This is a genomic window from Methylobacterium sp. 10, assembly GCF_000519085.1.
Lineage (GTDB): Bacteria > Pseudomonadota > Alphaproteobacteria > Rhizobiales > Beijerinckiaceae > Methylobacterium.
Genome location: NZ_KI912577.1, coordinates 718,851 through 741,848, shown reverse-complemented (window position 1 = coordinate 741,848; position 22,998 = coordinate 718,851). Strand labels below are relative to the sequence as shown.

Below are 22,998 nucleotides of genomic sequence, written 5' to 3'. Positions count from 1 at the left end.
GACGGTCATGGAATGCCAATGATCTTGTGGGTCTGCAGCGACAGCCGCCAGCGCGCGTCGTGGCGGCAATACTCTACCGCCGCCCGGGTATGAGCAAGGCGGTCGGGTCCGTCCATGGGCTGGAGCCAGTGGTGGCGGAAGTCGAGAGCGGCGAAGCGCTCGGGGAGGGCCTCGTCCTGCGGGTAGACCAGCTTCAATTCGTGTCCGGTGGTCTGGACCAGGGCATTGCCCGCTTTCGGGCTCACGCAGATCCAGTCGATCCCCTCGGGGGCTGCCAACGTGCCGTTGGTCTCCACCGCGATCTCGAAGTCGCGCACATGCATCGCTGCGATCAGGGCGGGGTCGAGCTGCAGCAGCGGCTCGCCGCCGGTGAAGACCACGTAATGGTGAGAAGCGCCGCCCTCCCAGGTGGCGGCGATGGCGTCGGCCAGAGCCTCAGGCGTCGAAAAGCGCCCACCGCCCTCGCCGTCCATGCCGATAAAGTCCGTGTCGCAGAAGGTGCAGGCGGCCGTGGCGCGGTCCTCCTCGCGGCCGGACCAGAGATTGCAGCCGGCAAACCGGCAGAACACCGCGGCCCGGCCCGCCTGGGCCCCCTCGCCCTGGAGGGTGTGGAACAGTTCCTTGACCGCGTAGCCCATCGCTCTCTCAGCCGATCTCCCCCGAAGGCCCCCGTCCCGCAATGGGAACGGCCTGCCTCCAACATCGCGACGTGATGTGAAGCCCATAGACGCCTCCCCGCTCCGAGGCCATGGGGCAGGGCCCAACGCAACCATGCGCACGCGGCAACGCCCGTCATCCGCACGCAGCACGTCCGGTCCGGCCCGCCCGGACGGGCCTGTGCAATGCATCAATCGTCCGGTCGCATCGCCATGGTCTCGCCACGGAGACGGCGTTGATGGGCATTCGCGCCAAGCCTTCTCGCAGGGCTGGCCGAAGGCTGGCATCCCTCGCCAAAGCTCGGCCGGTGCGCTATTTTTCTTCGGACGGACCGGCCGTGATGGCGTCGGGGCGTTCCCTTTCGAGACGGGCCTGATGTCGAACCGATTGTTGCGCCGCCTCGTCCTTGGTCTCGCCACGGCTGCGGGATTGCTCGGAGCGGGTGCGGCCGGCGCGGTGACGGCGCCGATCCTCGTGGTCGAGGTCGATTCCGGCAAGATCATCTACGCTCAGGGTGCCACCGACCCGTGGTTCCCCGCCTCCATCACCAAGCTGATGACTGCCTACGTCGCCCTCGACATGGTGCGGCAGGGCAAGGTCTCTCTCGACTCGCTCATTACCATCTCGCCCGCCGCCGCCGCCGAACCGCCCTCGAAGATGGGGTTCCGTCCGGGCACGCAGCTAACCCTCGACAACGCCCTGAAGATCATCATGGTCAAGTCGGCCAACGATGTCGCCTGGGCGATCGGCGAGAATCTCGGCGGCTCCGTCGAAGGCTTCGCCGCGCTCATGAACGAGACCGCCGCCCGGATCGGCATGCGCGAGAGCCGCTGGACCAATCCCAACGGCCTTCCAGACGCCCGGCAATGGACCTCGGCCCGGGACATGGCGGTGCTCGGCCGGGCATTGATCCGCGACTTTCCCGACAACCGCGCCCTGTTCTCGATCAGCGCGATCCAGTTCGGCAAGTCGATCATGGCCAACCACAACGGCCTGCTCGGCCGCTATGCCGGGGCCGACGGCATGAAGACCGGCTTCATCTGTTCGGGCGGTTTCAACGTGGTGGCCAGCGCCACCCGCAACGGCCGCCGTCTCATCACCATCGTCATGGGCCAGCCGAGCGCCCGCGAGCGCGACCTCAAAGCGTCCGACCTGTTCGATTACGGCTTTGGCCAATCGGCAGGATGGACCGCGCCAACCATCGATTCCCTGCCCGCTTCCGCCATCTCCGAGCCGCCGGACCTGCGCCCCTATATCTGCGACAAGCGCAAGGCCCTGCCGGTGGACGAAGGCCCGGGCCCCATCGCCTCGCAGGCCGGCAGCGAGAATGCCTCGATCCTGGCCGCTGCTGCGCCCGTGGGCTCGGCTCTCGCCTTCGCGACCCTCAACAACGGCTCCCTGAAGGGGCGCGCCCTACCGCCGCGCGCGCCCCTGCAACCGATCCTGGTGTGGATTGGCCGCGATCCGGCTGAAGGCGCCATTGCCCTGAACGAGCAGGCCGAGGCCGAGAAGGCGGAACGCGCCGCCAAAATCGCGGAGGCCCGCAAGACGAAGCTCGAGGCCGCGAACGCCAAGCGCGAGGCATCGAGGCTCGCCAAGCCGGTCGCGAACGGCAAGGGCGCCGTGCCCGCCACCGCCAGCGCCTATGCTCCGGTGGAGACGACGCCGGTGATCGCGGGGGGCGCGAGATCCTCCGCCAAGGCCGATGCCGGCAAGAAGCCCGCTGCGAAAGCCGCGACGAAGCCGGCCCACAAGGCCCCGGAAAAGCCTGCGGCGAAGGCTGCGGACAAGTCCGCAGTCAAGCCCGCTGCGAAGCCTGCGAAGAGCGCCGCCAAGGCATCCGGCATTAGCAAGACCTCCGCTGCGCGATCCGCCGAGGATTGAGCCGGCGGCGGCGGCGGGGTAGGCCGGTTCCATGGCCAATCCCTCACCGCTCACGTCTTCGAACGACGATCCCCGCCGTCCGGAGCCGATCCCGCTCACGGTGCTCACCGGCTTCCTCGGGGCCGGCAAGACCACGCTCCTCAACCGGATGCTGCGCGATCCGGCCCTGTCGGACACCGTGGTCATCGTCAACGAGTTCGGCGAGATCGGCCTCGATCACCTGCTGATCGAGACGGTGGACGAGGACATGATCCTGCTCGGTGCCGGGTGCCTGTGCTGCACCGTGCGCGGCGACCTCATCGCCACCCTCGAAGATCTGCTGCGCAAGCGCGACAACGGCCGCATCACGCCGTTCCGCCGGGTCGTCATCGAGACGACGGGCCTCGCCGATCCGGCCCCGATACTCCACGCTCTGATCTACCACCCCTACCTCGCCCTGCGGTACCGGCTGCAGGCCGTCGTCACCGTGGTGGATGCGGTCAACGGCGCGTCCACCCTCGACGCTCATCCCGAGGCCCTGCGCCAAGCCGCCGTGGCCGACAGGATCGTGCTGGCGAAGGAGGATCTCGTCGACACCGGCAGCGACGCCCTGCGCGCCCGCCTCCAGACCCTCAATCCCACGGCGCCCATTCATGGCCCCGACGTGGCGCCGTCCGAGCTTCTCGGCGGGTTCTTCGGCCTGGACGGCAAGAGCGAGGATGTCCGCGCTTGGCTCGGCGCCGGAGCCTTCCCGGACCACGATCATCATCACGGTCACCACCATCACGACGTGAACCGGCACGATGCCGCGATCCGGGCCTTCACTCTGACCAGCGACGTGCCGGTGAAGCGGGCGGCTTTCGAGATGTTCCTCGATCTCCTGCGGTCCGGGCACGGCCCGAAGCTCCTGCGCTTGAAGGGGCTGGTGGCGCTCGCCGACGAACCGGATCGTCCCGTGGTGGTCCACGGCGTCCAGCACGTGATCCATATGCCGGTCCAGCTCGCCGCATGGCCCGACGACGATCACCGTTCGCGCCTCGTCCTGATCGTGCGCGATCTCGATCAGGCTTTCGTCACCGGCCTGTGGGACGCCTTCCTGGGGCGTCCGAGGATCGATGCACCCGATGCTGCGGCGCTGACAGCCAATCCGCTGGCGATTCCCGGGGGCTAGTTCAGTGGTCTTCTCGGCTGAACCCGTCCTATTTTGGGAATAGATGGGCGGCATTCATTTTGATTCTATATACCATGCTTGGCTGCAAAGCGGGAAGCGATGTCCCATTCTGGGGCGTATCGGTAGCGGGATCACCGAATGAGACAGGGGCTGAGCATCATCGAGGGAGGCCGGTTCGTGGAAGCGGGCCGGATCGGGACGGATATCGATGCTGATGAGTGTCGCATCGTTCTGCGGCGGCCCAACGTGGTGGAGCCGGTGGAGGTCGAGGCATGGCGCGCGCTCCTTACCCGCATCCGTTGGCCGGAACCGATCTACGCGGACCCCGACTACCTGCTCACTGCCGCCGTGCACGAGTCCGGCGGCCGCGATCTTGTCTTTGCCTTCGCCTGGAGCGGGCAGGGCGAGCGCGCGCGCCTGCGCGGCGTCATTCCTCTCTCTATGCCGCACGGCCTGTGGGGCAATGGCCGGGCGCAGGGCTGGTACCCGCCCGGTCCGGTGGTCGCGCCCACCATCGAGCCTGGGTTCCTCGATGAAGTCGAAGCGGCGTTGAGGGCAGCGGTCAGGGCGGTCCACCCCCGCTCGACGCTGATCATGATACCGCCCCCCGTCGTGCCCACACCCGAGGAGACGGTCCTTTTGACGGATGCGTCCGATGCCCAAGTCGTGCCGGCGCGGGATCGCGTGGGCGTGCGGCTCGCCGGGCCGTGGACCCGCGATGGCGTCGAGATCGAGCGCATTACCGAACCCTTCCGCATCCGCGATGCCGTGGAGGCCTATCTCTCCTTCGATGCGCAGGTGTCCGGAAATCCGATCGTGCGGGATCCGTCCGCCTCGTCCATGGTCAGGGTGGTGACGCGACGCTTCGCCCAGAGGCGCCAGACCAGCGTCGACTTCGCGCGCAAGGACGGCGTCATCGTCGCAGCGGTCCTGCGTCTCGGCGCCGGTCCGGGCTCGATCGTGTGGCGGCAGGCCGAGACCCGGGCGGCCTGACCATCCCCTGAGCTCCGGATATCTAAAGGCCGGACCGGCCTATTCGTCCTCGCCGAACTTGTTGGCGAGGAGGTCGGTGATGGCTTGGAGGCAGGCTTCGGCATCGCTGCCAGAGGCCACCACGGCGATGGAGGTGCCCTGTGCCGCGCCGAGGGTGAGCAGGCCCATGATGGAACGTCCGCCTACGGTTTCGCCCGAGCGCGTGACGGTCACCGCAGCCTCGAACTTCTCCACCGTTTGTACGAACTTGGCAGAGGCTCGCGCGTGCAGGCCTCGCCGGTTGATGACCGGAAGGATCCGGAGGTGACCGCCCTCCGGGACCGTGATCTCGGGCTCGACATCGTCGTCGTAAGCGTCGCTCATGGCCTGTGCCGTCCCTGTCCCGTCCCTGTGGCCGGTCCGCCAACGGTTAGCCCGACGCGCCCGGCCCGATCCTCGTCCAGTGATGGCACGGCCGAGCCGGGACAACGCCGCGCGAAATCGCCACGCTTGCCTGATAAGCCGACGGAGGATGTTTGGGAAAGTCCGTTCGTCTCGCGGAAGTGTTATTTGCCTGCGAGGACGCGGGAGGCGACGTTGATGTACTTCCGGCCCGCCTCCTGGGCATGGAGCACTGCATCCCCCAGGGGTTCGGCATCGCGTACGCTGGCGAGCTTGATCAGCATTGGAAGGTTGATTCCGGCTACCACCTCGACGGTCCCGCCATTCATGCAGGACAAGGCGAGGTTGGACGGCGTGCCGCCGAACATGTCGGTGAGCACGACGACGCCTTTGCCGGTATCGACCCGGTCCACGGCGGAGACGATATCGAGCCTGCGCAGCTCCATATCGTCCTCGGGGCCGATCGTGATCGTCTCGATCTGCTTTTGCGGGCCGACCACGTGTTCAAGTGCAGCCTTGAACTCGGTGGCGAGCAGCCCGTGGGTGACCAGCACCATTCCAATCATAGACGCGTGTTCCGACACCCAGTGGGAGCCGCCATTTTGTGCAGCGCAAGGTCGGGCGCAAGACGAGAGTGACGTTTTGCGTCTCCTAGCCCCAGGATCATGTCATGTGGGTGGGCGCCACGCTATATGGGAGAGCCGAATTCGCATGAGACGGTGCGGAGGTGCGTCCGTGGGGCAACGCTCGCCTTCCGGGTGAGGGCGTCGAACACGAGACCCGGCGCCAACGCGCGGTCGCGGATGCTGCGGTCCAGCATGATTCTGCGAATCGCGACGCCGAGGAGATCTACCGAATCCATGGGTGTGTCGGGCAGTCGCGGCAGCGTCCCGACGAGATCGACCACGAGGCGGATGACGGCCGCATCGGCCAGCGGGGATGCCTCTACGAGCCCCATGCCCCGGATCTCGATCAGGCCGCGAAGAGTGGGGTGGCCGCGAGCGACGATGCGTCCGTGATGGGGCATGAGCCCGATACGGTCGTCGCCCACCAGCGCGCCGTAGCCGCCCTCCTGCCGCGCCCGGTCGAGGAGAGCAACGGCCAGGGACGATTTGCCGGTGCCGGATTCGCCCCTGATGAGGATTCCCGCCTCGCCCAGGACCAGGCAGGTGGCGTGGACCGCGAGGGCCGGCGCGGGAAGGGGCCAGTCCACGGGCCGGCGCGCCTAGCGGGAGGCCGCAGGAAGGCGCACGACGAACCGCGCACCGCGCACTGTCGCTTCCCCGTTCTCGTCAGCGGGTCCGGGGCGGTTCGCGGCCCTGATCGTGCCGCGATGGGCCTGGACGATCTGGCGCGAGATCGAGAGGCCGAGGCCCGAATTCTGGCCGAATCCCTGCTCCGGGCGGTCCGTGTAGAAGCGCTCGAAGATGCGCTCCAGGGCGTGTTCCGGGATGCCGGGGCCCTCGTCCTCGACGATCAGTTCCACCTCGGCACGGACCCGGCGGAGGGCCACCCGCACTTTTGCATCGGGGGGCGAGAACGAGCGGGCGTTGTCGAGGAGGTTGTTGACGACCTGTCCGAGCCGGCTGTCATGCCCGAAGATCATGAAGGGGGCCTCCACGTCGCCGGGGGGCGTGTCCACGTCGAACTGGATGAGCGCGTCCTTCGGGCGCCGGCGCTCGTTGGCGACGGAGACCACCGTCGTCATCAGCTTGTGCAGGTCCACCTTGCGCGCCTCGGCGCGGGCGAGCTCCGCATCAAGGCGCGAGGCGTCGGAAATGTCGCTGATGAGGCGGTCGAGGCGCTTCACGTCGTGCTGGATGATGGCGAGCAGGCGCGAACGGGAATCGTCGGTCTTGGCGAGGGGAAGCGTCTCCACGGCGCTGCGCAGGGAGGTGAGGGGGTTCTTCAGCTCGTGGCTGACATCGGCGGCGAAGCTCTCGATGGCGTCGATGCGCCGGTAGAGGGCCTGGGTCATGTCGCGCAGGGCGCCAGACAGATGGCCTATCTCGTCGGTCCTGCCGGTGAAATCGGGGATCTCCTCTCGCGACTTGATGCCGAGGCGGACCTTCTCGGCGGCATCCGCGAGGCGGCGGACCGGACCGGCGATAGCGCCCGCGAGGAGGATCGACAGGACCAGCATGACGGAGGCGGCGATGAGGAAGACCTGGAGCAGGCCGAACCGCTCCGAGGCGATGACCCGGTCGATGTCGCCCCCTTGGGTCGAGAGCATCAGCGCGCCGCGCACCGCCCCCGAGCGCAGGATCGGGACCGCCACTGAGACGTTCGTCTCTCCCGCCTCGTTGCGGCGGACCAGGGTGCCGCGGGCGCCGCCGAGCGCGACCTGGACCTCCTTCAGGCTGTGGCCGCTCGCCGGGCCGACCTCCTCCGGAACCGGCGTCCGGGTGGTGCCGAACAGCTTGGCCTGGACGAACTCCCAGGCCTGTTCGAGAAAATTGCGCTTGCTTCTGACAACGATGCCGTCGCTGCGGCCCATCTCGCCGCGGGCCGAGAGCGTGCGGGTGTCGAACAGCAGGCCGCCATCCTGATCGTAGACCCGCGCGCGGTTGCCGGTGGGCGTGATGAGGCGGCGCAGGAGCGGTGCAACCCGCTCGGGATTGAGGGAAAAGGTGAGCGGGGAGGGCGTATCGTCGCCCGCTCCGCCTTCGCCGGCCTGGAGTTGGAGCAGCTTGTCGGGGTCGATGCGGATCGCGTCGGTATCCACCGAGGCCGAGGAGGAGATCGCCCCGGCGATGATCTCACCCTGGATCAGCAGACTCTGCACCCGCGCCTGAATCAATCCCTGCCGGAACTGGTTCAGGTAGAGGAAGCCGAACAGCAGGGCGATCAGCCCGACGAGGTTGAGGACGACGATCCGGCGGGTCAGGCTCGACGAGGCGCGCTGGCCGATGCCGCGCCAGATCGTGCGCGGCAGGGCCAGGAGGCCGCGTTGCGGAGCGTCGGCTTGGTCTTGGGAATCCACGATCGTCCGAGGTTGGACAGCCGGCCCGGAACGGGCGCCATCGTTGTAGGAAAAACACCGCCACGGAACACCTGAAAACACCGCCACGCGACGGCGAAACCCGTCCGTTGGGGCGGGCGTCGCGTGGCGGTGGCGGCCGGGCGGGCGTTCGACGTCCGTGCGTCGGGTTTAGCCTTCCTTGAAGCGGTAGCCGACCCCGTACAAGGTTTCGATCATGTCGAAGTTGGTGTCGACCACCTTGAACTTCTTGCGCAGGCGCTTGATGTGGCTGTCGATGGTGCGGTCGTCCACGTAGACCTGATCGTCATAGGCCGCATCCATCAGGGCGTTGCGGCTCTTCACGACGCCGGGCCGGTGGGCCAGGGCCTGCAGGATCAGGAACTCGGTCACCGTGAGGGTGACGGCCTCGCCCTTCCAGGTGCAGGTGTGCCGCTCCGGGTCCATCATCAGCAGGCCGCGCTCCAGGGAGCGGGCGGCGGCATCGGCCTCGCGCGCGGCGGCGCCCGGCCCGTCCTTGGGGGCGAAGCGACGCAGGACGGCTTTGACCCGCTCCACCAGGAGGCGCTGCGAGAATGGCTTATGGATGAAGTCGTCGGCGCCCATCTTGAGGCCGAACAATTCGTCGATCTCCTCGTCCTTCGAGGTGAGGAAGATCACCGGCAGGTCGGATTTCTGGCGCAGGCGGCGCAGCAGCTCCATCCCGTCCATGCGCGGCATCTTGATGTCGAAGATCGCGAGATCGGGCGGCGAGTGCTTCAGGCCGTCGAGGGCCGAGGCGCCGTCGGTATAGGTCTGGATCCTGTAGCCTTCGGTCTCGAGGGCGATCGAGACGGAGGTAAGGATGTTTCTATCGTCGTCCACGAGGGCGATGGTGGGCATTTCGCGTTCCCTGTTGCTCGGATGCGGCCTTCGCGGACGTCGGTTCGCTCATGTCGTCTCCGCATCCCGCCCTCCGAAGACGAGGACCGGCAAGACGCGCTGGCGAACCCTTCGGGAGCGGGGCCGCATTCGCGCGGAGAGTCAGGCTGTGTAAAGACTTCGGTTGAAAAAAGCGAGCTTGCCCGATGGATAGGTCGGTTTGACGCTTGACTGAGGCCGTCGTGCCGCAGTCCGGCGGCCTCGCGCAAGCGGTCCAAGAACCCCTATCATCGCGATTCTGAATGAAGGCCGGCGGTCGGAAAACCCGGCGCGAGCCCACATAAGAGCAGGATGCAGCATGGCTGATGGAAACCGGATCGAGGATGGTCGGGGCGAGGCGGGCGAGGCGCCGCCGCAGCGGCGGGGGCCCGCCGTTCCCCCCCCGGCGTCGGAGGCTCCGTTCGACGCAGTCGGCCTCGCCCGGCATCTCCTGCGCAGCATCCGCTCCGGTGCGCTGGCGACCCTCGACGCCCAGGACGGAACGCCCTTCGCCTCGCTGGTGACGATCGCCACGGATGTCGACGGCACGCCGCTGATGCTGCTATCGCGCCTCTCGGCCCATACGCGCAACCTCCTGGCCGATCCCCGCGCCTCGCTGCTGTTCAGCGCCGGCGGCAAGGGCGACCCCCTCGCCCATCCCCGCCTCACCGTCACCGGGCGGGTGATCCGGACGACGGAGCCGCGCATCCGCGAGCGCTTCGTCGCCCGCCACCCCAAGGCGAAGCTCTACGCGGATTTCCCCGATGTCGGCTTCTTCGCCCTCGAAGCGAGCGCCGGGCATCTCAACGGGGGCTTCGCCAAGGCGGCGACGCTGACCCCCGGCGAGCTCCGCCTCGACCTTTCGGGGGCCGAGGCCCTGATCGCCGGCGAGCGCGGGGCGGTGGATCACATGAATGCGGACCATGCCGACGCCCTCGCCCTCTACGCCAAGGGCGAGGGTGGGGGCGACGGGCCCTGGCGCCTGACCGGCCTCGACCCGGAGGGCATGGATCTCCTGGCCGGCGACCGGACCGCGCGCATCCGCTATCCGGCACCGGTCACCGACATGGGCGGCCTGCGCAAGGTTCTGGTGGAGATGGCCGCCAAGGCGCGCGAGACCCCGGCTTCCGGCGAATGATACCAGGCCTCACCGCCCCTGACCCATAGGTCAGGGGCGGTGAGGTCCGGCGGACGACCGCCGCCGCGCCGTCGCGCGGGCAGACCTCGATGAGTCGGGCTCATCGAGGTCTGGTATGACTACGCATTCGAAACGACTTTGCGCCTAGGAAAGAGCGAGGCGGCGTCCCATCGGGGCGCCCGGCGACAGGGTAGCGAGCGGTGCGCAGGCGCGGAGAGCGGGGGCAACACTCGGCGGTGGCGGCCATGATGGTCCTCGCCCTCGCCATTGCGCTTCCCCTCGTGGTGATCGCCGTCGTCACCACCGATTGGTACGTGACCGCCGAGCGGGCCCGTCTGCAGACGATGGGGCAGCTCACCGGAGACCATCTCCGCGAGCGCCTCGACCGCGATCTCTCCGAGATGAGCGCGATGGCGAGGACCCTGGCGACCTCGCCCTCCATCGACGCCAAGGACTGGGCGCGGTTCGACGCCCAGGGCAGGGCTCTCGTGGACACCACCGAATTCACGGTGTCCCTCGTCCATGTCGATGGCCGTCAGATCGTGAACACGCGGATGCCCGCGGGCGCGGCCATGCCGTCCTACCCCCGTCCCGACCTCGCCGCGGCGCTGATCGCGACCCGGCGCCCGGTCATCTCGTCGGTGATCAAGAGCGCGTTGACCGGGGCCGACATCGTCCTGATCTGCGCGCCGGTCCTGCGCGGCGGCGCGCCGGAGATGTTCGTCTCCATCGCCGTGCGCACGGATCACTTCGCCCGCCTGCTGGCTCAGGCGGAGATCGCCGACCCGTTCTCCGCCGTGTTCGCCGATGGCGCGAAGCGCGTCGTCGCGCGGACCGGCGATGCGCCGAACCCCTCCGCTTCCTCGGCGAAGGAGCCGCCCCCGACGCCGGCCAAGCTCCTGCGCCTGGAGGATTGGGAGAAGGCGGAGGCCCGCGTCATGGAGTTCCACCACTACTCCGGACTCTCCGATTGGACGGTGGTCACCGGCCTCGACCGGGATGCGTTCGAGGCCCCGCTCCATCGCTCGCTCGCGGTCCTGGGCTTCCTCGCCGTGGCGCTGCTCGGCAGCGGCGGGATCGTCGCCTGGATCTATGCCCGGCAGGTGGCCAGGGCGGTGCGGAACCTGAAGCGGGCCGCCGGGGCGATCGGGCGCGGCGACCCCGTCCACCTTCCCGCCAGCGAGATCCGCGAAGTGGAGCAGATCGGCAGGGCGCTGGTGACGGCGTCCCGCGTCTCGGCCGAGCACCACGCCGCCATCGCGCAGGCCAATGCCAGCCTGGAAGTCCGGGTGGCCGAGCGCAGCCGCGAACTCGCGGCAAGCCAGGCGCATTACCGGCTCCTCGCCGAGACCATGACCGACGTCGTCATCCTGCGTCATGCCGATTGGCGCATCGCCTATGTCTCGCCCTCGGGCGCGGCGCTGTTCGGCACGGAAGGGTCGGATTTCGATCCGCGCGAGCGCATCCACCCCGACGATCTCGCCGCCTTCTCCGCCGCGGATGCCCGCCTCGGACCCGGCCGGCCGAGCATCGTCTCCCTGTTCCGGATGCGCCATGCGGATGGCCGCTCCATCTGGATCGAGGCGGTCAACGACCTTCTCACCTCCGCCGCGCCGGGGGCGCCCAACGTGATCTCGACCCTGCGGGACGTGACGAAGCGGCAGGATCAGGCCGATGAACTGCGCATGGCCCGCGATGCCGCCGAGCTGGCCCAGGCCAAGGCCGAGAATGCGAGCCGGGCGAAATCGGAGTTCATGGGTCTGATGAGCCACGAGATCCGGACGCCGCTGACGACGATCAAGGGCTTCACCGACCTCCTCACCCGCACGACCGGTCTCTCCGCCGATCAGGTCCGCCACCTCGCCCTCGTGGGGGCGGCCACCGACTCCCTCCTCGCCACGGTGGACGACGTTCTCGACTATGCACGGGCGGGGGCCGGCGACCTGCGCCTCGACAGCCTCCCCCTCGACCTGCCCGCCCTGGTGAGCGGGGCGGCCGACCTCGTGAGGCCCATGGCCGAGGCGAGAGGCTCCGCCATCGACGTGGCCGTCACCTGCGAGGGCCCCCGCCACGTCCTCGGCGACGAGCGCCGCCTGAGGCAGATCCTCCTGAACCTGCTCAACGACGCCATCGGCACGCTGCGCCGGGGCACCGTCACCCTCGCGCTGCAGGGGCCGCGCGCCGGCGAGCCCGTCGAGCGCTGGCGCGTCTCCGTCGCCGCCCATGCCGGCCAGGACCCGGAGCATCCCGCATCCCGCACCGCTTCCCTCGACGGCAGCGGCCTCGGCTTCATCATTGCCCAGCGCCTCGTCGGCCTCATGGGGGGCGGGCGCATCGACCGGAGCACGCCCCTGGGCGAAACGGCCGCCTACCGGTTCTCCCTCTCCCTGGCGCCGGCCCCGGTGCTGACACGATACGCCCCGGCCCCGAGCCCGGACGCGGCCTTGGCCGGCCGCATCCTCGTGGTGGAGGACAACCCGATCAACCGGGAGGTCGTGGAGGCGATGCTGAGGCGCCTGGGCTACGGCGTCGACATGGTGGCCGGCGGAGAGGCGGCCATCCTGGCGGTGCAGGCCCGCGCCTACGATCTCGTCCTCATGGACGTGGCGATGCCCGGAATGGATGGGACCACGGCCATCCGGCGCATCCGCTCCCTGCAGCATCCGGCGCGCCGGGTGCCGATCGTGGCCATGAGCGCCAGTATGATGCCGGACCGGGTCCGGGCCCTCACGGAGGCCGGCGCCGACGGCCATCTCGGCAAGCCGTTCGATCTCCCGACCCTGTCGCGGGTGGTCGGCGAGCAGGTCTCCTCCATCGTCCTGCGCGAGAGCGACGCGGGCGCGCCGATGCCGGAACGGCCGCCGATCTTCGACCGGAGCGCCTTCGACGCCCTGAATGCCGAGATCGGCGAACAAGCGGCCCGCGAGGCCGTGCGCGCCTTCGTCAGGCTCGTCGACCGCTTCGGACCCGACACGGACGCGGCCGGCGTGGAAGCCCTCGCCGCCCAGGCCGACAGGACGGGATTTCGCGACCTCGCCAAAGCCTACCGGACGTTTGCCGCACTATCCGCCGGTGCCGCGCGGGACGAGGCCCACGGGCGCTGCCTCATCGCCCGCGACCTGATGAACCGCATGGTCCACGAGATCACGGGGCCGACCATGCCCGAGATCCGCCAGACCGTGGCCCTGCTCTGAGATCGAGATGTACGCTCCGCGGCATCTGTGACCGCATGACCCTTCCAGACCTCAAAGGAACGGAATTCGCGACTTTATAGGGTCGTATGGGCTATTTTCCGCTACAGCGAAAAATTGCTTGCGGCTGCCATCAAGCGCCCCTACATCTAATCGTGTGACCGCCACCTGGGACGAGCATAAGCGCAAGGCCAACCTGCTCAAGCACGGGCTGGACTTCGCCGACTTTGATGCTTTGTTCGATGCGGAGCGGGCGCTCATTCGCCCGACCCGGCCGAGCCGCACCGGCCGCAACCGCTACATGCTCATCGGCGAGTGGAACGACGTCCTCGTCGTCGTCATCGTTTCACCCCTGGGGACAGAAGCGTTCGATATCGTCAGCCTTCGCCCTGCCGACGGGAAAGAGAGGAAGACCTATGACGATCATCGATCCCAAGCCTGAGGGCGTCGGCTTCTCCCAGGAGGACTGGGACGAGGTGTCCGACTCGCCCCCGATGACCGACGCCGAACTCGCCGAACTCAGGCCTCTCAAGGAAGGGGCGCCGGAGATCTACAAACTCATGACGAAGCGCGGGCGCGGCCGACCGCCCGTCGAGTCCCCCAAGGTGAACCTGACGCTCCGCGTCGATCCCGCCGTGCTCGACGCCTACAAGGCGACGGGCGCCGGCTGGCAGACGCGGATGCACGAGGCCCTGGCGAGGGGCGCGGCCGAGCTGGCGCGATGATGGGCGAACGGATCTATTCGGTCGCGCTTCGCCGGGAGGAGTACGGCGCGCTCCACGCCTATTGCTCTGCCGTACCGGAAGCGATCGCCCGGGGGGCGACCCGCGAGGAGGCATTGCATGAAATGGGCGACGCCCTGTTGGCCGTCCGGCGGGGGCATGAGCGCCGTGGCCTTCCTATGCCGCAGCCGACCGAGGGGACGCTGGAGGAGACCGAGCGCGTCGCCTTACGGGACGTCGTTTCTACCAGACGACGATGAGGTCTCCTCACCGTCGTCTGGTATTGAGACCCGTCGCGCCCGGAACCGAGGGGCGCGACCACGTGCGGATGCGGCTCCGCTTGGCGTGCCGGTGCCGCACTGCTATCTCCCGACGCGCGTCCACACACCGAAAAGCCGTGCGCCGGGCCCGTCCTTACGCCGACGGACCGCGACCGCGCCGGAGACAGACCCCTCGATGACCACCGTCCCCATCGACAACATCCGCAATTTCTCCATCGTCGCGCATATCGACCATGGCAAGTCGACGCTGGCCGACCGGCTGATCCAGACCACCGGCACGGTGGCGCTCCGCGACATGAGCGAGCAGATGCTCGATTCCATGGACATCGAGAAGGAGCGCGGCATCACCATCAAGGCGCAGACCGTGCGCCTCGAATACCGTGCCGAGGACGGCAAGGACTACATCCTCAACCTGATGGACACGCCCGGCCACGTGGACTTCGCCTACGAGGTGTCTCGGTCGCTCGCCGCCTGCGAGGGCTCGCTCCTCGTGGTCGATGCCTCCCAGGGCGTCGAGGCGCAGACCCTGGCCAACGTCTACCAGGCGCTCGACGCCAACCACGAGATCGTGCCCGTCCTCAACAAGATCGACCTGCCGGCGGCGGAGCCCGAGCGCATCCGCGCCCAGATCGAGGAGGTGATCGGCATCGACGCCTCGGAGGCGGTGGCGATCTCGGCCAAAAGCGGCCTCAACATCGAGGCGGTGCTGGAGGCCATCGTCAAGCGCCTGCCGCCGCCCAAGGGCGACCGCGACGCGCCCCTGAAGGCGCTCCTGGTGGACAGCTGGTACGACGTCTATCTCGGCGTCGTCGTGCTGGTGCGCATCGTCGACGGTGTGCTCAAGAAGGGCATGAACATCCGCATGATGCGGGCCGACGCCGTGCACGGGGTCGACAAGATCGGCGTGTTCCGGCCGAAGATGGCCGATATCGGCGAACTCGGCCCCGGCGAGGTCGGCTTCTTCACCGGCTCGATCAAGGAGGTCGCCGACACCCGCGTCGGCGACACGCTCACGGAGGACAAGCGCCCCTGCAAGGAGATGCTGGCGGGCTTCAAGGACGTGCAGTCGGTGGTGTTCTGCGGGCTCTTCCCCGTGGATGCCGCCGAGTTCGAGACCCTGCGCAGCGCCATGAGCAAGCTCCGGCTCAACGATGCCTCGTTCTCGTATGAAATGGAGACCTCGGCGGCCCTCGGCTTCGGCTTCCGCTGCGGCTTCCTCGGGCTGCTCCACCTCGAGATCATCCAGGAGCGCCTGGAGCGCGAGTTCAACCTCGACCTGATCTCCACGGCCCCTTCCGTGGTCTACCGCCTGCAGATGACGGACGGCACGATCAAGGAACTGCATAACCCGGCCGACATGCCGGACGTGATGAAGATCACCGCCATCGAGGAGCCGTGGATCCGCGCGACCATCCTCACCCCCGACGAGTATCTCGGCGGCGTCCTGAAGCTGTGCCAGGATCGGCGCGGCACCCAGGTCGACCTCAACTACGTGGGAAAACGCGCCATGGTCGTCTACGACCTGCCGCTCAACGAGGTGGTGTTCGACTTCTACGACCGCCTGAAGTCGATCTCGAAGGGCTACGCCTCGTTCGACTACCACATCTCGGATTACCGCGAGGGCGACCTCGTGAAGATGTCGATCCTCGTCAATGCCGAGCCGGTGGACGCCCTCTCCATGCTGGTCCACCGCAGCCGCGCCGAGCATCGCGGCCGGGCCATGTGCGAGAAGCTGAAGGACCTGATCCCGCGCCACCTGTTCCAGATCCCGGTCCAGGCGGCTCTGGGGGGCAAGATCATCGCCCGCGAGACCATCAAGGCCCTCTCCAAGGACGTCACCGCCAAGTGCTACGGCGGCGACATCTCGCGCAAGCGCAAGCTGCTGGACAAGCAGAAGGAGGGCAAGAAGAAGATGCGCCAGTTCGGCCGCGTGGAGATCCCGCAGGAGGCGTTCATCGCCGCCCTGAAGATGGACGATTGAAAAGGAACCGTAGCGGGAGCCTCCGTCTCCACCTCCGGTTGTGATTCGGCGCGTTTAACCATGCCTTAAGGCCTGTGGCTTAGACGCTGCGGCACGCTGTGTCCTGGCTGGAGAGGCGGGTGACATGGTCTGAACCAGGTACCTTCGGGTGACCTGGGAGGGGGTACCGATGATCCTGCCGCGTCCATTCGCTCGCAGGTTCCGCTCGGCTCGCACCTGGATCGTGTTCGGAATCCTGGCGCCGGTCGGCATGCTCGTGGTGTCGGCTATCATGCTGCTCGACCTGCGCAAGGACGCCTGGGAGAAGGCCGAACAGACCTCGCGGAACCTCCTCCAAGTCATCGAACGCGACATCGCCCGCAACATCGAGATCATCGATCTGTCGCTGCAGGGCGTCACCGAAAACCTGAAACTCCCCGCGATCAACAATCTGTCGCCGGACCTGCGCCAGTTGATCCTGTTCGACCGGGCGATCTCGGCCCGGGACATGGGCGTGATCCTCGTCCTCGACGAGAAAGGCGACAGCATTCTCGACGGCCATGCCATCCCGGCGCGCCACACCAACAATTTCGACCGCGACTATTTCCAGGCCCACAAGGGCCAGGGCGACCGTGGCCTCCTGATCAGCCAGCCGCTGATGTCGCGTCTCACGGGCGCACGCGTCATGGTGCTGAGCCGACGCGTCGACAAGCCCGACGGGTCGTTCGGCGGGGTGGTCCTGGGGACCCTGAAGCTGTCGTACTTCACGCGGCTGTTCGACCGCATCGGCCTCGGGCGCGACGGCGCGATCAACCTGTTCCTGCACGATGGTACGCGCATCATGCGCTACCCGAGCCAGGGCGGCGATGGCGGGGTGAACGTTGCCGGAGCGCCCAATTTCAAGCGGTTCCTCAGCGAGGGCAGCGGCAGCTTCGTCGGAACCTCCAGCCTGGACGCGGTGGAGCGGCACTATGCCTTCACGCAGATCGGCGCCCTGCCGCTGATCCTCAACGTCGCCCTGGCCGTGGAGGAGATCGAGGCCGAATGGCGCGCGAAGGCCATCGTCATCACCGCCATCGTGGTGGCGCTCTGCGGCCTGACCGTCTGCCTCTCGCTGCTGTTCGGACGGGAGTTGGAGCGGCGCAGCGCGATGCAGGTCGAACTCGCCCGGCAGTCGCTCACCGATGCGTTGACCGGCCTGCCGAACCGCCGCCGGTTCGAGGAGGCCCTGACCACCCTGCGGGGCGATGCGGCCCGCCCCTTCGCGCTGCTGGTCATCGATGCCGATCACTTCAAGCGCTATAACGACCTGTATGGACATGCGGTGGGTGACGACGTGTTGCGCGGCCTCGCCCAGTGCCTGCTGGGCAGCATCCAACGTCCCGCCGACATCGTCTGCCGAGTGGGCGGCGAGGAATTCGCGATCCTGATCCAGGACGGCGACGAGGCGGAGGCCCTGCGCATCGCCGAGAGGGTTCATGCCCGGGTGGCGCTCCTGTCGGTGGAGTCGACGCGGATCGAGGCCGGATCGGTCACGGTGAGCATCGGCGTCGCGACCATGGGCGCGCCGGGAGCCGACCCCCTCACGCCGTCGGACCTGTACAGTCTCGCGGACGCCGCGCTCTACGAGGCCAAGGCCAACGGCCGCAACCAGACCCGCTTCGTCGAGCGGCGTCGCGGCGTGGCGGACCGGCGCCAGGCCAGCTTTCGTCTGGCCGGCGCCTGAAGGGTGCGCACCACCCCGCTTCGCCGATAACCGAGCCCATCGGATTGGCCCATCGGATCGCGAGTCCGGAACGTGACGGCGTTCGGGACACGACGCGCGGTCAACGGGCCGACACCGCCAGGAGCCGCGTGGCCTCGCCGAGGTCGCGGCCCTGGTCGCGCAGGTGCCCGGAGGTCTCGCCCAGCGCCTGGGACGAGGCGAGCGCTTCCTCGGTGGTGGCGCGCAGGGCGTCGAGATGGCGGGTCGCTTCGAGGATCGTCGTCTGCACCCGTGCCACGCCCCCGGCGATCGTGCCGGCGGCGTCCTGGTGAGAGGCGCTGACGCGGGAGATGTCGGCGGCCGTGCTCTGCACGGTTTCCATCTCGGCCCTCACCGAGGCGAGGGAGGCGGTGGACTGGGCGGCCACGTCCTTCAACCGCCCGATCTGCTGCGCGATCTCGGCCGTCGCCGCGCTCACCCGGTTCGACAGGTCCTTGACCTCCCCGGCCACCACCGCGAAGCCGCGCCCGGCGGCGCCTGCGCGGGCCGCCTCGATGGTCGCGTTGAGGGCGAGGAGATTGGTCTGGGCCGCGATGGTGCCGATGAGGTCGCTGATCCGCCCGATTCCGGCGATCCTCTCCTGTAGCTCCGAGAAGACGTCCACCGCCCCGGCGAGGAGCCCGGTGGTCCTGTCCGCGATGGTCTCGACCCGTTCCGCATGGGCGCTCGCCTCGCGGGAGAGCACGACGAGGCCGTGGGCGGAATCCGAGACCGCGTCGATGTCGCGGGAGGCGGCGAGGTTCGCCCGGTCCACACGGCCCCGGCTCTCGTCCACGGTCTCGGCCACCGCCAAGACCGTGCGGGCCCCCGCCTCGACCTGCATGGTGGTGTCCGCAAGCCCGGAGGCGATGCCGCCCAGGGACGCCATCAGCGTGCGGACACGGGCTCGCTGCGCATGCTCGGTCACCGTGATGGCGAGGCGGTCGGCCACGTAGACCATGAGTTCGAGGAGCGCGTCGTTCAGCTCGGCCCTCTCGCGGGAGAAGAATTCCAGCACGATCTCCACGTCGCCGCCGATGCGGACCGGAAACATGAAGCAGCCGCGCACCCCGTTCTCCCGCGCCGTCGCCGCGCGGACGAAGCCGGGCAGGACCGTCACGTCCTCGCAGGAGACCGCCCGTCCCTCGGCGCAGACACGTCCGACGAGACCCTGTCCTGGGGCGAAGACGGCCCCCTCGGAGGCGACGACGAAGGCTTCGGTGTGGTGACCCTCACCGCACGCGGCGAGGTACCACGCCTTCATCGACGTCATCCTGCCGCTGCCGTCGGGCAGCAGGCGATAGGCATGGGCGATCGGCCAGCCGGTGAACCGGCCGGTTTCGGCGAGGCATTCCGTGGTGGCGGCCTCGGGCGTCGGCGCCTCGGCACAGGCCCGCGCGATCGCGTTCAGGAAGGCGAGGACCGCGCCGAGGTCGTGCGAGAGCGCGGGCGATGGGGCTTCGCCTGCCTCGGTCGGGCGAGACTTCCATCGTCCGAGCCATCCAGTGCTCAATGACTTGTTCACCGATCCCTCGCGCAGAAATGGCCCCGACGTCAGTTCGTCTAGCCCATGCCTAAGAACCAAGTCTTCGCGCATTGCTTCGACAACGCTGGATGTAGCCCGACACTCCTTGATCAAAGCTTCGAACGAGGCCCGTGTCCTGCGCAAATTGTCACCAGAGCTGCGCGTTTCTTGAGCCGGCATGTCTTGCCCTCCTCATGGCTTGGCCCCCTCATGGCTTGGCCCTTTCATGGCCTCGCCCTTCCCGACATGGCGGATGGATGCCGGCCGTCGCGGGGGGAGGGGGCACCCGCCTCCGCCGCGCTTTTGCACAGGCTCCCGCGGACGAACCGAATCGCTCCTTGATAGGCAACCTCAGGTATATATAGTCCGCAACCTCACGTGAGGGCTGCCGATGCCGATCCATGACGACGCTCTGACTGCGATGATCGCGGAACTCTCGATTCGTCCGGGACATGAGAAGGTCAGGGCGCTGATTTATCGCCTGCTGATCGAGGCCCTGGGCGCCAAGAGCGAGCGGATCTTCTTCGAGAGAAAGATACCTGAGGTTAGAGGGCGCCTGGATGCCCTGCTCGGCCGGACCATCATCGAGATCAAGTCGGACCTGCGCCGGGAGGCCAGGGACGCCGAGGCGCAGCTCACGCGCTACCTGCCGGAACGGGAGGGCGCCACGGGCCAGCGCTACGTCGGGCTCGCCACCGACGGCGCCACCTTCACCGCCTACGAGATGCGGGACGGCGCCCTGGTGCGGCTCACCGAGCACGAGGTGAAGCTGGCCGATGCCCGTGGCCTCACAGCCTGGCTCGAAGGGGTCGTCGCCGTCCTCGATTGGCTGCCGGCGGATGCGCCCGGGATCACCAACGAACTCGGCCGCCAGAGCGCCGCCTTCGCGCGGACCCTCGGCCTCCTCGCCAAGGCCTGGGAGGCGCTGGCCGCCGACCCCGAGGCGGTGCTGAAGCGCCAGCTCTGGTCGCGCCATCTCGGCTTCGTCTACGGCAAGGCCATCGACGACGACACGCTGTGGCTCCAGCACACCTACCTCGTCATCCTGGCCAAGGCGATCGCCGCCGGAACCATGGGCGCCACCGGCCGCTCGCCCGAGGATCTGCTCTCGGGGCGCGCCTTCCACGAGGCGGGGGTCCACGGCGCGGTCGAGACCGATTTCTTCGGCTGGGTGATCCAGGCGCCGGGCGGGGAGGCCATCGTCGCCGGTCTCGCCGCCCATGCCGCCCGGTTCGATCTCGGCAGCGTCGATGTCGACCTTCTCAAGGTGCTCTACGAATCCCTCATCGATCCGGCGCAGCGGCACGATCTCGGCGAGTATTACACGCCCGACTGGCTCGCCCGGAAGGTGGTGCGGCGTGCCGTCGACCGCCCGGCCGAGCAGACCTGCCTCGATCCCGCCTGCGGCTCGGGCAGCTTCCTGTTCCACGCCGTGCGCCTCAAGCGCGAGGCCCTGATGGCGGCAGGGGTGCCCCTCGACGAGATCGCGTCGCGCTGCTGCGCCTCCGTCACGGGGCTGGACGTCCACCCCGTCGCCGTCATCTTCGCCCGCGTCACCTATCTCCTCGCCCTGGGCGATGCCCTGCCGGGGCGCGGCGGCGACATCTCCCTGCCGGTCTATCTCGGCGATGCGCTGCAATGGAACGTCAAGCGCGACGCGTTCGAGAGCGACCTCGTGGTCGAGGTGCCGCGCGACTCCCGCGAGGGCCGCAAGGGCGCGCCGACCCTGCGCTTCCCCCTCGGCCTCTGCGCCGATCCGCCTCTGTTCGACCGCGTCGTCACCGCCATGCACGATGCCAGCGAGGCCGGGCGCACGGCCGAGGTCTTCGCGCGCGGGCTCGCGGGCCTCGGCGTCCCGGCCGATCAGCACCCGACCTTGATCACCACCTTCACGATCTACGACCGCCTGCGCTGGGCCGGACGCGACCATGTCTGGGGCTTCTTCGCCCGCAACCTCAGCCGTCCGGTCGCCCTGTCGGACGGCGCCAGGGTCGACGTCGTCATCGGCAACCCGCCCTGGCTGTCCTACCGCTTCATGGCTCCCGCCCTGCAGGCGCTGTTCCGCGACACCGCGCGCCGCCTCGGCATCTGGGTCGGCCCCGACGAGGCGCGGCTGGTGACGCAGACCGACCTGTCGGGGCTGTTCTTCGCGCGGGCGGCGGAACTCTATGTCCGGCCGCCGGAGGGCGACCGGCCCGGCGGACGCGTCGCCATGGTGCTGCCGCTCGCCGCCATGAGCCGGGGCCAGTTCCGCGCCTTCCGCACCGGGGACTGGACGGGCGTCCGGGTCGCGTTCTTTGAAGCCTGGATGCTCGACAACCAGGCCGTCTCGCCGCTGTTCAGGGTGCCCACCTGCGTCCTGTTCGCCGACGTCACCGCGGGGGAGGCGCAGCCAACGCCCCGACGGGTCACCGCCTTTACCGGGTTCCTCGGCAAGAAGGACGTGCCCGAGGAGGTAGCGGATCGCTGCCTGCGCCAGCAACAGGCCGACGCGCCGATCCCTACGAACTTCGAGGCCGTCTCGCCCTATCGTGGCGTGTTCCGGAACGGCGCGACCCTCTACCCGCGCATCCTGTGTTTGGTGACGCGCGTTCGCGGCAGCAAGATCGGCGTCAGCCCGAGTTCGCCCATCGTCTGCAGCGAGGAGCGTGAGCGCAAGGGCGAGTGGAAGAACGTCACCGGGCTCCGGGGCTCGATCGAGTCGTCGTTCCTGCGCCCCGTCTATCTTGGCGAGTCCATCGCCCCTTTCCGCGTCCTGGCCGCGGCGGAGGGTATCGTTCCGGCCGCTGCCGGAGGAACGGTCCTGTCCTCGGTACAGGCTGCAGGTCATTTCCCGGGCTTGGCCAAATGGCTCGCGGAGGCCGAGCGGTTATGGGCCGAGCTCGGCTCCGAGAAGGTTTCGCTCAAGCAGCAATTCGACCATTACGGCAAGCTATCAAGCCAGATCCCCGTCGCGCATCAGCGTGTCGTCTTCGCCAAAGCCGGAAAATGGCCTGCGGCCTGTATCGTCAGGGATCACCGGGGGATCATCGACCACAAGCTGTACTGGGCGGACGTTCCGTCCGACGGCGAAGCCCGCTTCCTCGTCGCCATCCTCAACAGCGAAGCGGTCCGTATCCGCATCGCCCATCTGCAGAGTCGGGGTGAACAGGGCGCGCGGGATTTCGACAAGCTGATGTTCACGCTACCCATCCCCCGCTTCGACCCGCGCGAGGCGGTCCATGCCCGCCTCGCGGCGGAAGGCGCGGTGGCGGAGGCAGTCGCGGCCTCCGTGGCGCTGCCCGCGGAGGCCGCGTTCCAGAAGGCGCGGGCCCTGGTGCGGGAGGCCCTGCGGGAGGAGGGCGTGTCGGCCCGCATCGATGCCCTGGTGGAGACGCTTCTCGGGCCGGATCCGCGCCTCGCCTTGCCGGACAGCGCCTTGCCAGACCTCGTCTCGCCGGACGATGCAGCCCGTCCCGTCCCCGAGGAGGCGGAGACCGTCGACGCGTGAGC

18 protein-coding genes are annotated in these 22,998 nt (G+C 68.5%); 11 read left to right on the top strand and 7 right to left on the bottom strand.

Translation table 11 applies throughout. The features are described from left to right. Positions 1-5: 5 nt before the first annotated feature. On the bottom strand, positions 6-638 hold the full coding sequence (gene queE, locus K368_RS0103420) for a 7-carboxy-7-deazaguanine synthase (protein WP_027171166.1): 633 nt from the start codon (positions 636-638) through the stop codon (positions 6-8). Positions 639-1,032: 394 nt separating this feature from the next. On the opposite strand from queE, the gene K368_RS0103415 reads away from it, so the two are divergent. The 3 genes from K368_RS0103415 to K368_RS0103405 all read left to right on the top strand — a co-directional run bounded on the left by K368_RS0103415 (position 1,033) and on the right by K368_RS0103405 (position 4,684). Further along, positions 1,033-2,541, top strand: a complete 1,509-nt coding sequence (locus tag K368_RS0103415) for a D-alanyl-D-alanine carboxypeptidase family protein (RefSeq protein WP_027171165.1) — start codon at positions 1,033-1,035, stop codon at positions 2,539-2,541. 31 nt (positions 2,542-2,572) lie between these two features. Then, positions 2,573-3,691, top strand: coding sequence for a GTP-binding protein (locus K368_RS0103410; RefSeq protein WP_027171164.1), 1,119 nt, complete (start codon positions 2,573-2,575; stop codon positions 3,689-3,691). Positions 3,692-3,829: 138 nt separating this feature from the next. Next, on the top strand, positions 3,830-4,684 hold the full coding sequence (locus K368_RS0103405; RefSeq protein ID WP_027171163.1) for a hypothetical protein: 855 nt from the start codon (positions 3,830-3,832) through the stop codon (positions 4,682-4,684). 39 nt (positions 4,685-4,723) lie between these two features. Here K368_RS0103405 and K368_RS0103400 read toward each other — a convergent pair whose 3' ends face one another. The 5 genes from K368_RS0103400 to K368_RS0103380 all read right to left on the bottom strand — a co-directional run bounded on the left by K368_RS0103400 (position 4,724) and on the right by K368_RS0103380 (position 8,927). Beyond that, entirely contained in the window at positions 4,724-5,047 is a 324-nt protein-coding gene (locus tag K368_RS0103400) for an HPr family phosphocarrier protein (protein WP_027171162.1), read from the bottom strand. Positions 5,048-5,229: 182 nt separating this feature from the next. Next, on the bottom strand, positions 5,230-5,631 hold the full coding sequence (locus K368_RS0103395; RefSeq protein WP_027171161.1) for a PTS sugar transporter subunit IIA: 402 nt from the start codon (positions 5,629-5,631) through the stop codon (positions 5,230-5,232). Positions 5,632-5,753: 122 nt separating this feature from the next. Continuing rightward, entirely contained in the window at positions 5,754-6,278 is a 525-nt protein-coding gene (locus K368_RS0103390; protein ID WP_027171160.1) for an HPr kinase/phosphatase C-terminal domain-containing protein, read from the bottom strand. Positions 6,279-6,290: 12 nt separating this feature from the next. Next, the gene (locus K368_RS0103385; protein WP_245259657.1) at positions 6,291-8,006 is read right to left on the bottom strand and encodes a sensor histidine kinase; all 1,716 of its coding nucleotides are present in this window, start codon (positions 8,004-8,006) and stop codon (positions 6,291-6,293) included. Positions 8,007-8,216: 210 nt separating this feature from the next. Beyond that, positions 8,217-8,927, bottom strand: coding sequence for a response regulator transcription factor (locus tag K368_RS0103380; protein ID WP_018046124.1), 711 nt, complete (start codon positions 8,925-8,927; stop codon positions 8,217-8,219). Between the two features lie 337 nt (positions 8,928-9,264). On the opposite strand from K368_RS0103380, the gene K368_RS0103375 reads away from it, so the two are divergent. From K368_RS0103375 to K368_RS0103345, 7 genes are all read left to right on the top strand, one after another. Further along, positions 9,265-10,083 carry a DUF2470 domain-containing protein gene (locus tag K368_RS0103375; protein WP_081739485.1) on the top strand — a complete coding sequence of 273 codons (819 nt, stop codon included), beginning with the start codon at positions 9,265-9,267 and terminating at the stop codon, positions 10,081-10,083. Between the two features lie 245 nt (positions 10,084-10,328). Then, positions 10,329-13,277, top strand: coding sequence for a response regulator (locus K368_RS0103370; RefSeq protein ID WP_027171157.1), 2,949 nt, complete (start codon positions 10,329-10,331; stop codon positions 13,275-13,277). A 154-nt stretch (positions 13,278-13,431) separates the two neighbouring features. Further along, entirely contained in the window at positions 13,432-13,716 is a 285-nt protein-coding gene (locus K368_RS0103365; RefSeq protein WP_027171156.1) for a BrnT family toxin, read from the top strand. Further along, positions 13,691-13,999, top strand: a complete 309-nt coding sequence (locus tag K368_RS0103360) for a BrnA antitoxin family protein (RefSeq protein WP_027171155.1) — start codon at positions 13,691-13,693, stop codon at positions 13,997-13,999. The genes K368_RS0103365 and K368_RS0103360 overlap by 26 nt, the downstream gene beginning before the upstream one ends. Then, entirely contained in the window at positions 13,996-14,256 is a 261-nt protein-coding gene (locus K368_RS23800) for a hypothetical protein (RefSeq protein ID WP_051439734.1), read from the top strand. The genes K368_RS0103360 and K368_RS23800 overlap by 4 nt, the downstream gene beginning before the upstream one ends. A 196-nt stretch (positions 14,257-14,452) precedes the next feature. Next, a complete protein-coding gene (gene lepA, locus K368_RS0103350) occupies positions 14,453-16,258 on the top strand; it encodes a translation elongation factor 4 (RefSeq protein ID WP_027171154.1) in 1,806 nt (601 codons plus the stop codon). A 169-nt stretch (positions 16,259-16,427) separates the two neighbouring features. Continuing rightward, positions 16,428-17,963, top strand: coding sequence for a sensor domain-containing diguanylate cyclase (locus K368_RS0103345; protein ID WP_027171153.1), 1,536 nt, complete (start codon positions 16,428-16,430; stop codon positions 17,961-17,963). A gap of 100 nt (positions 17,964-18,063) precedes the next feature. On the opposite strand, the gene K368_RS0103340 is transcribed toward K368_RS0103345, so the two are convergent. Continuing rightward, positions 18,064-19,506 (bottom strand): methyl-accepting chemotaxis protein, encoded by a 1,443-nt coding sequence (locus K368_RS0103340; RefSeq protein ID WP_197030973.1) that lies wholly within the window; start codon positions 19,504-19,506, stop codon positions 18,064-18,066. 391 nt (positions 19,507-19,897) lie between these two features. Between K368_RS0103340 and K368_RS0103335 the strand changes: the two genes are divergently transcribed. Further along, complete coding sequence (locus K368_RS0103335; protein ID WP_027171151.1) at positions 19,898-22,996, top strand: N-6 DNA methylase; 3,099 nt, start codon at positions 19,898-19,900, stop codon at positions 22,994-22,996. The last annotated feature ends 2 nt before the right edge of the window (positions 22,997-22,998 follow it).

Coding starts and splice junctions, on each gene's coding strand:
- K368_RS0103400 (WP_027171162.1), bottom strand. CDS start 5,047: ATGAGCGACGCTTACGACGACGATGTCGAGCCCGAGATCACGGTCCCG.
- K368_RS0103405 (WP_027171163.1), top strand. CDS start 3,830: ATGAGACAGGGGCTGAGCATCATCGAGGGAGGCCGGTTCGTGGAAGCG.
- K368_RS23800 (WP_051439734.1), top strand. CDS start 13,996: ATGATGGGCGAACGGATCTATTCGGTCGCGCTTCGCCGGGAGGAGTAC.
- K368_RS0103345 (WP_027171153.1), top strand. CDS start 16,428: ATGATCCTGCCGCGTCCATTCGCTCGCAGGTTCCGCTCGGCTCGCACC.
- K368_RS0103335 (WP_027171151.1), top strand. CDS start 19,898: ATGCCGATCCATGACGACGCTCTGACTGCGATGATCGCGGAACTCTCG.
- K368_RS0103375 (WP_081739485.1), top strand. CDS start 9,265: ATGGCTGATGGAAACCGGATCGAGGATGGTCGGGGCGAGGCGGGCGAG.
- K368_RS0103410 (WP_027171164.1), top strand. CDS start 2,573: ATGGCCAATCCCTCACCGCTCACGTCTTCGAACGACGATCCCCGCCGT.
- queE (WP_027171166.1), bottom strand. CDS start 638: ATGGGCTACGCGGTCAAGGAACTGTTCCACACCCTCCAGGGCGAGGGG.
- K368_RS0103360 (WP_027171155.1), top strand. CDS start 13,691: ATGACGATCATCGATCCCAAGCCTGAGGGCGTCGGCTTCTCCCAGGAG.
- lepA (WP_027171154.1), top strand. CDS start 14,453: ATGACCACCGTCCCCATCGACAACATCCGCAATTTCTCCATCGTCGCG.
- K368_RS0103395 (WP_027171161.1), bottom strand. CDS start 5,631: ATGATTGGAATGGTGCTGGTCACCCACGGGCTGCTCGCCACCGAGTTC.
- K368_RS0103370 (WP_027171157.1), top strand. CDS start 10,329: ATGATGGTCCTCGCCCTCGCCATTGCGCTTCCCCTCGTGGTGATCGCC.
- K368_RS0103380 (WP_018046124.1), bottom strand. CDS start 8,927: ATGCCCACCATCGCCCTCGTGGACGACGATAGAAACATCCTTACCTCC.
- K368_RS0103415 (WP_027171165.1), top strand. CDS start 1,033: ATGTCGAACCGATTGTTGCGCCGCCTCGTCCTTGGTCTCGCCACGGCT.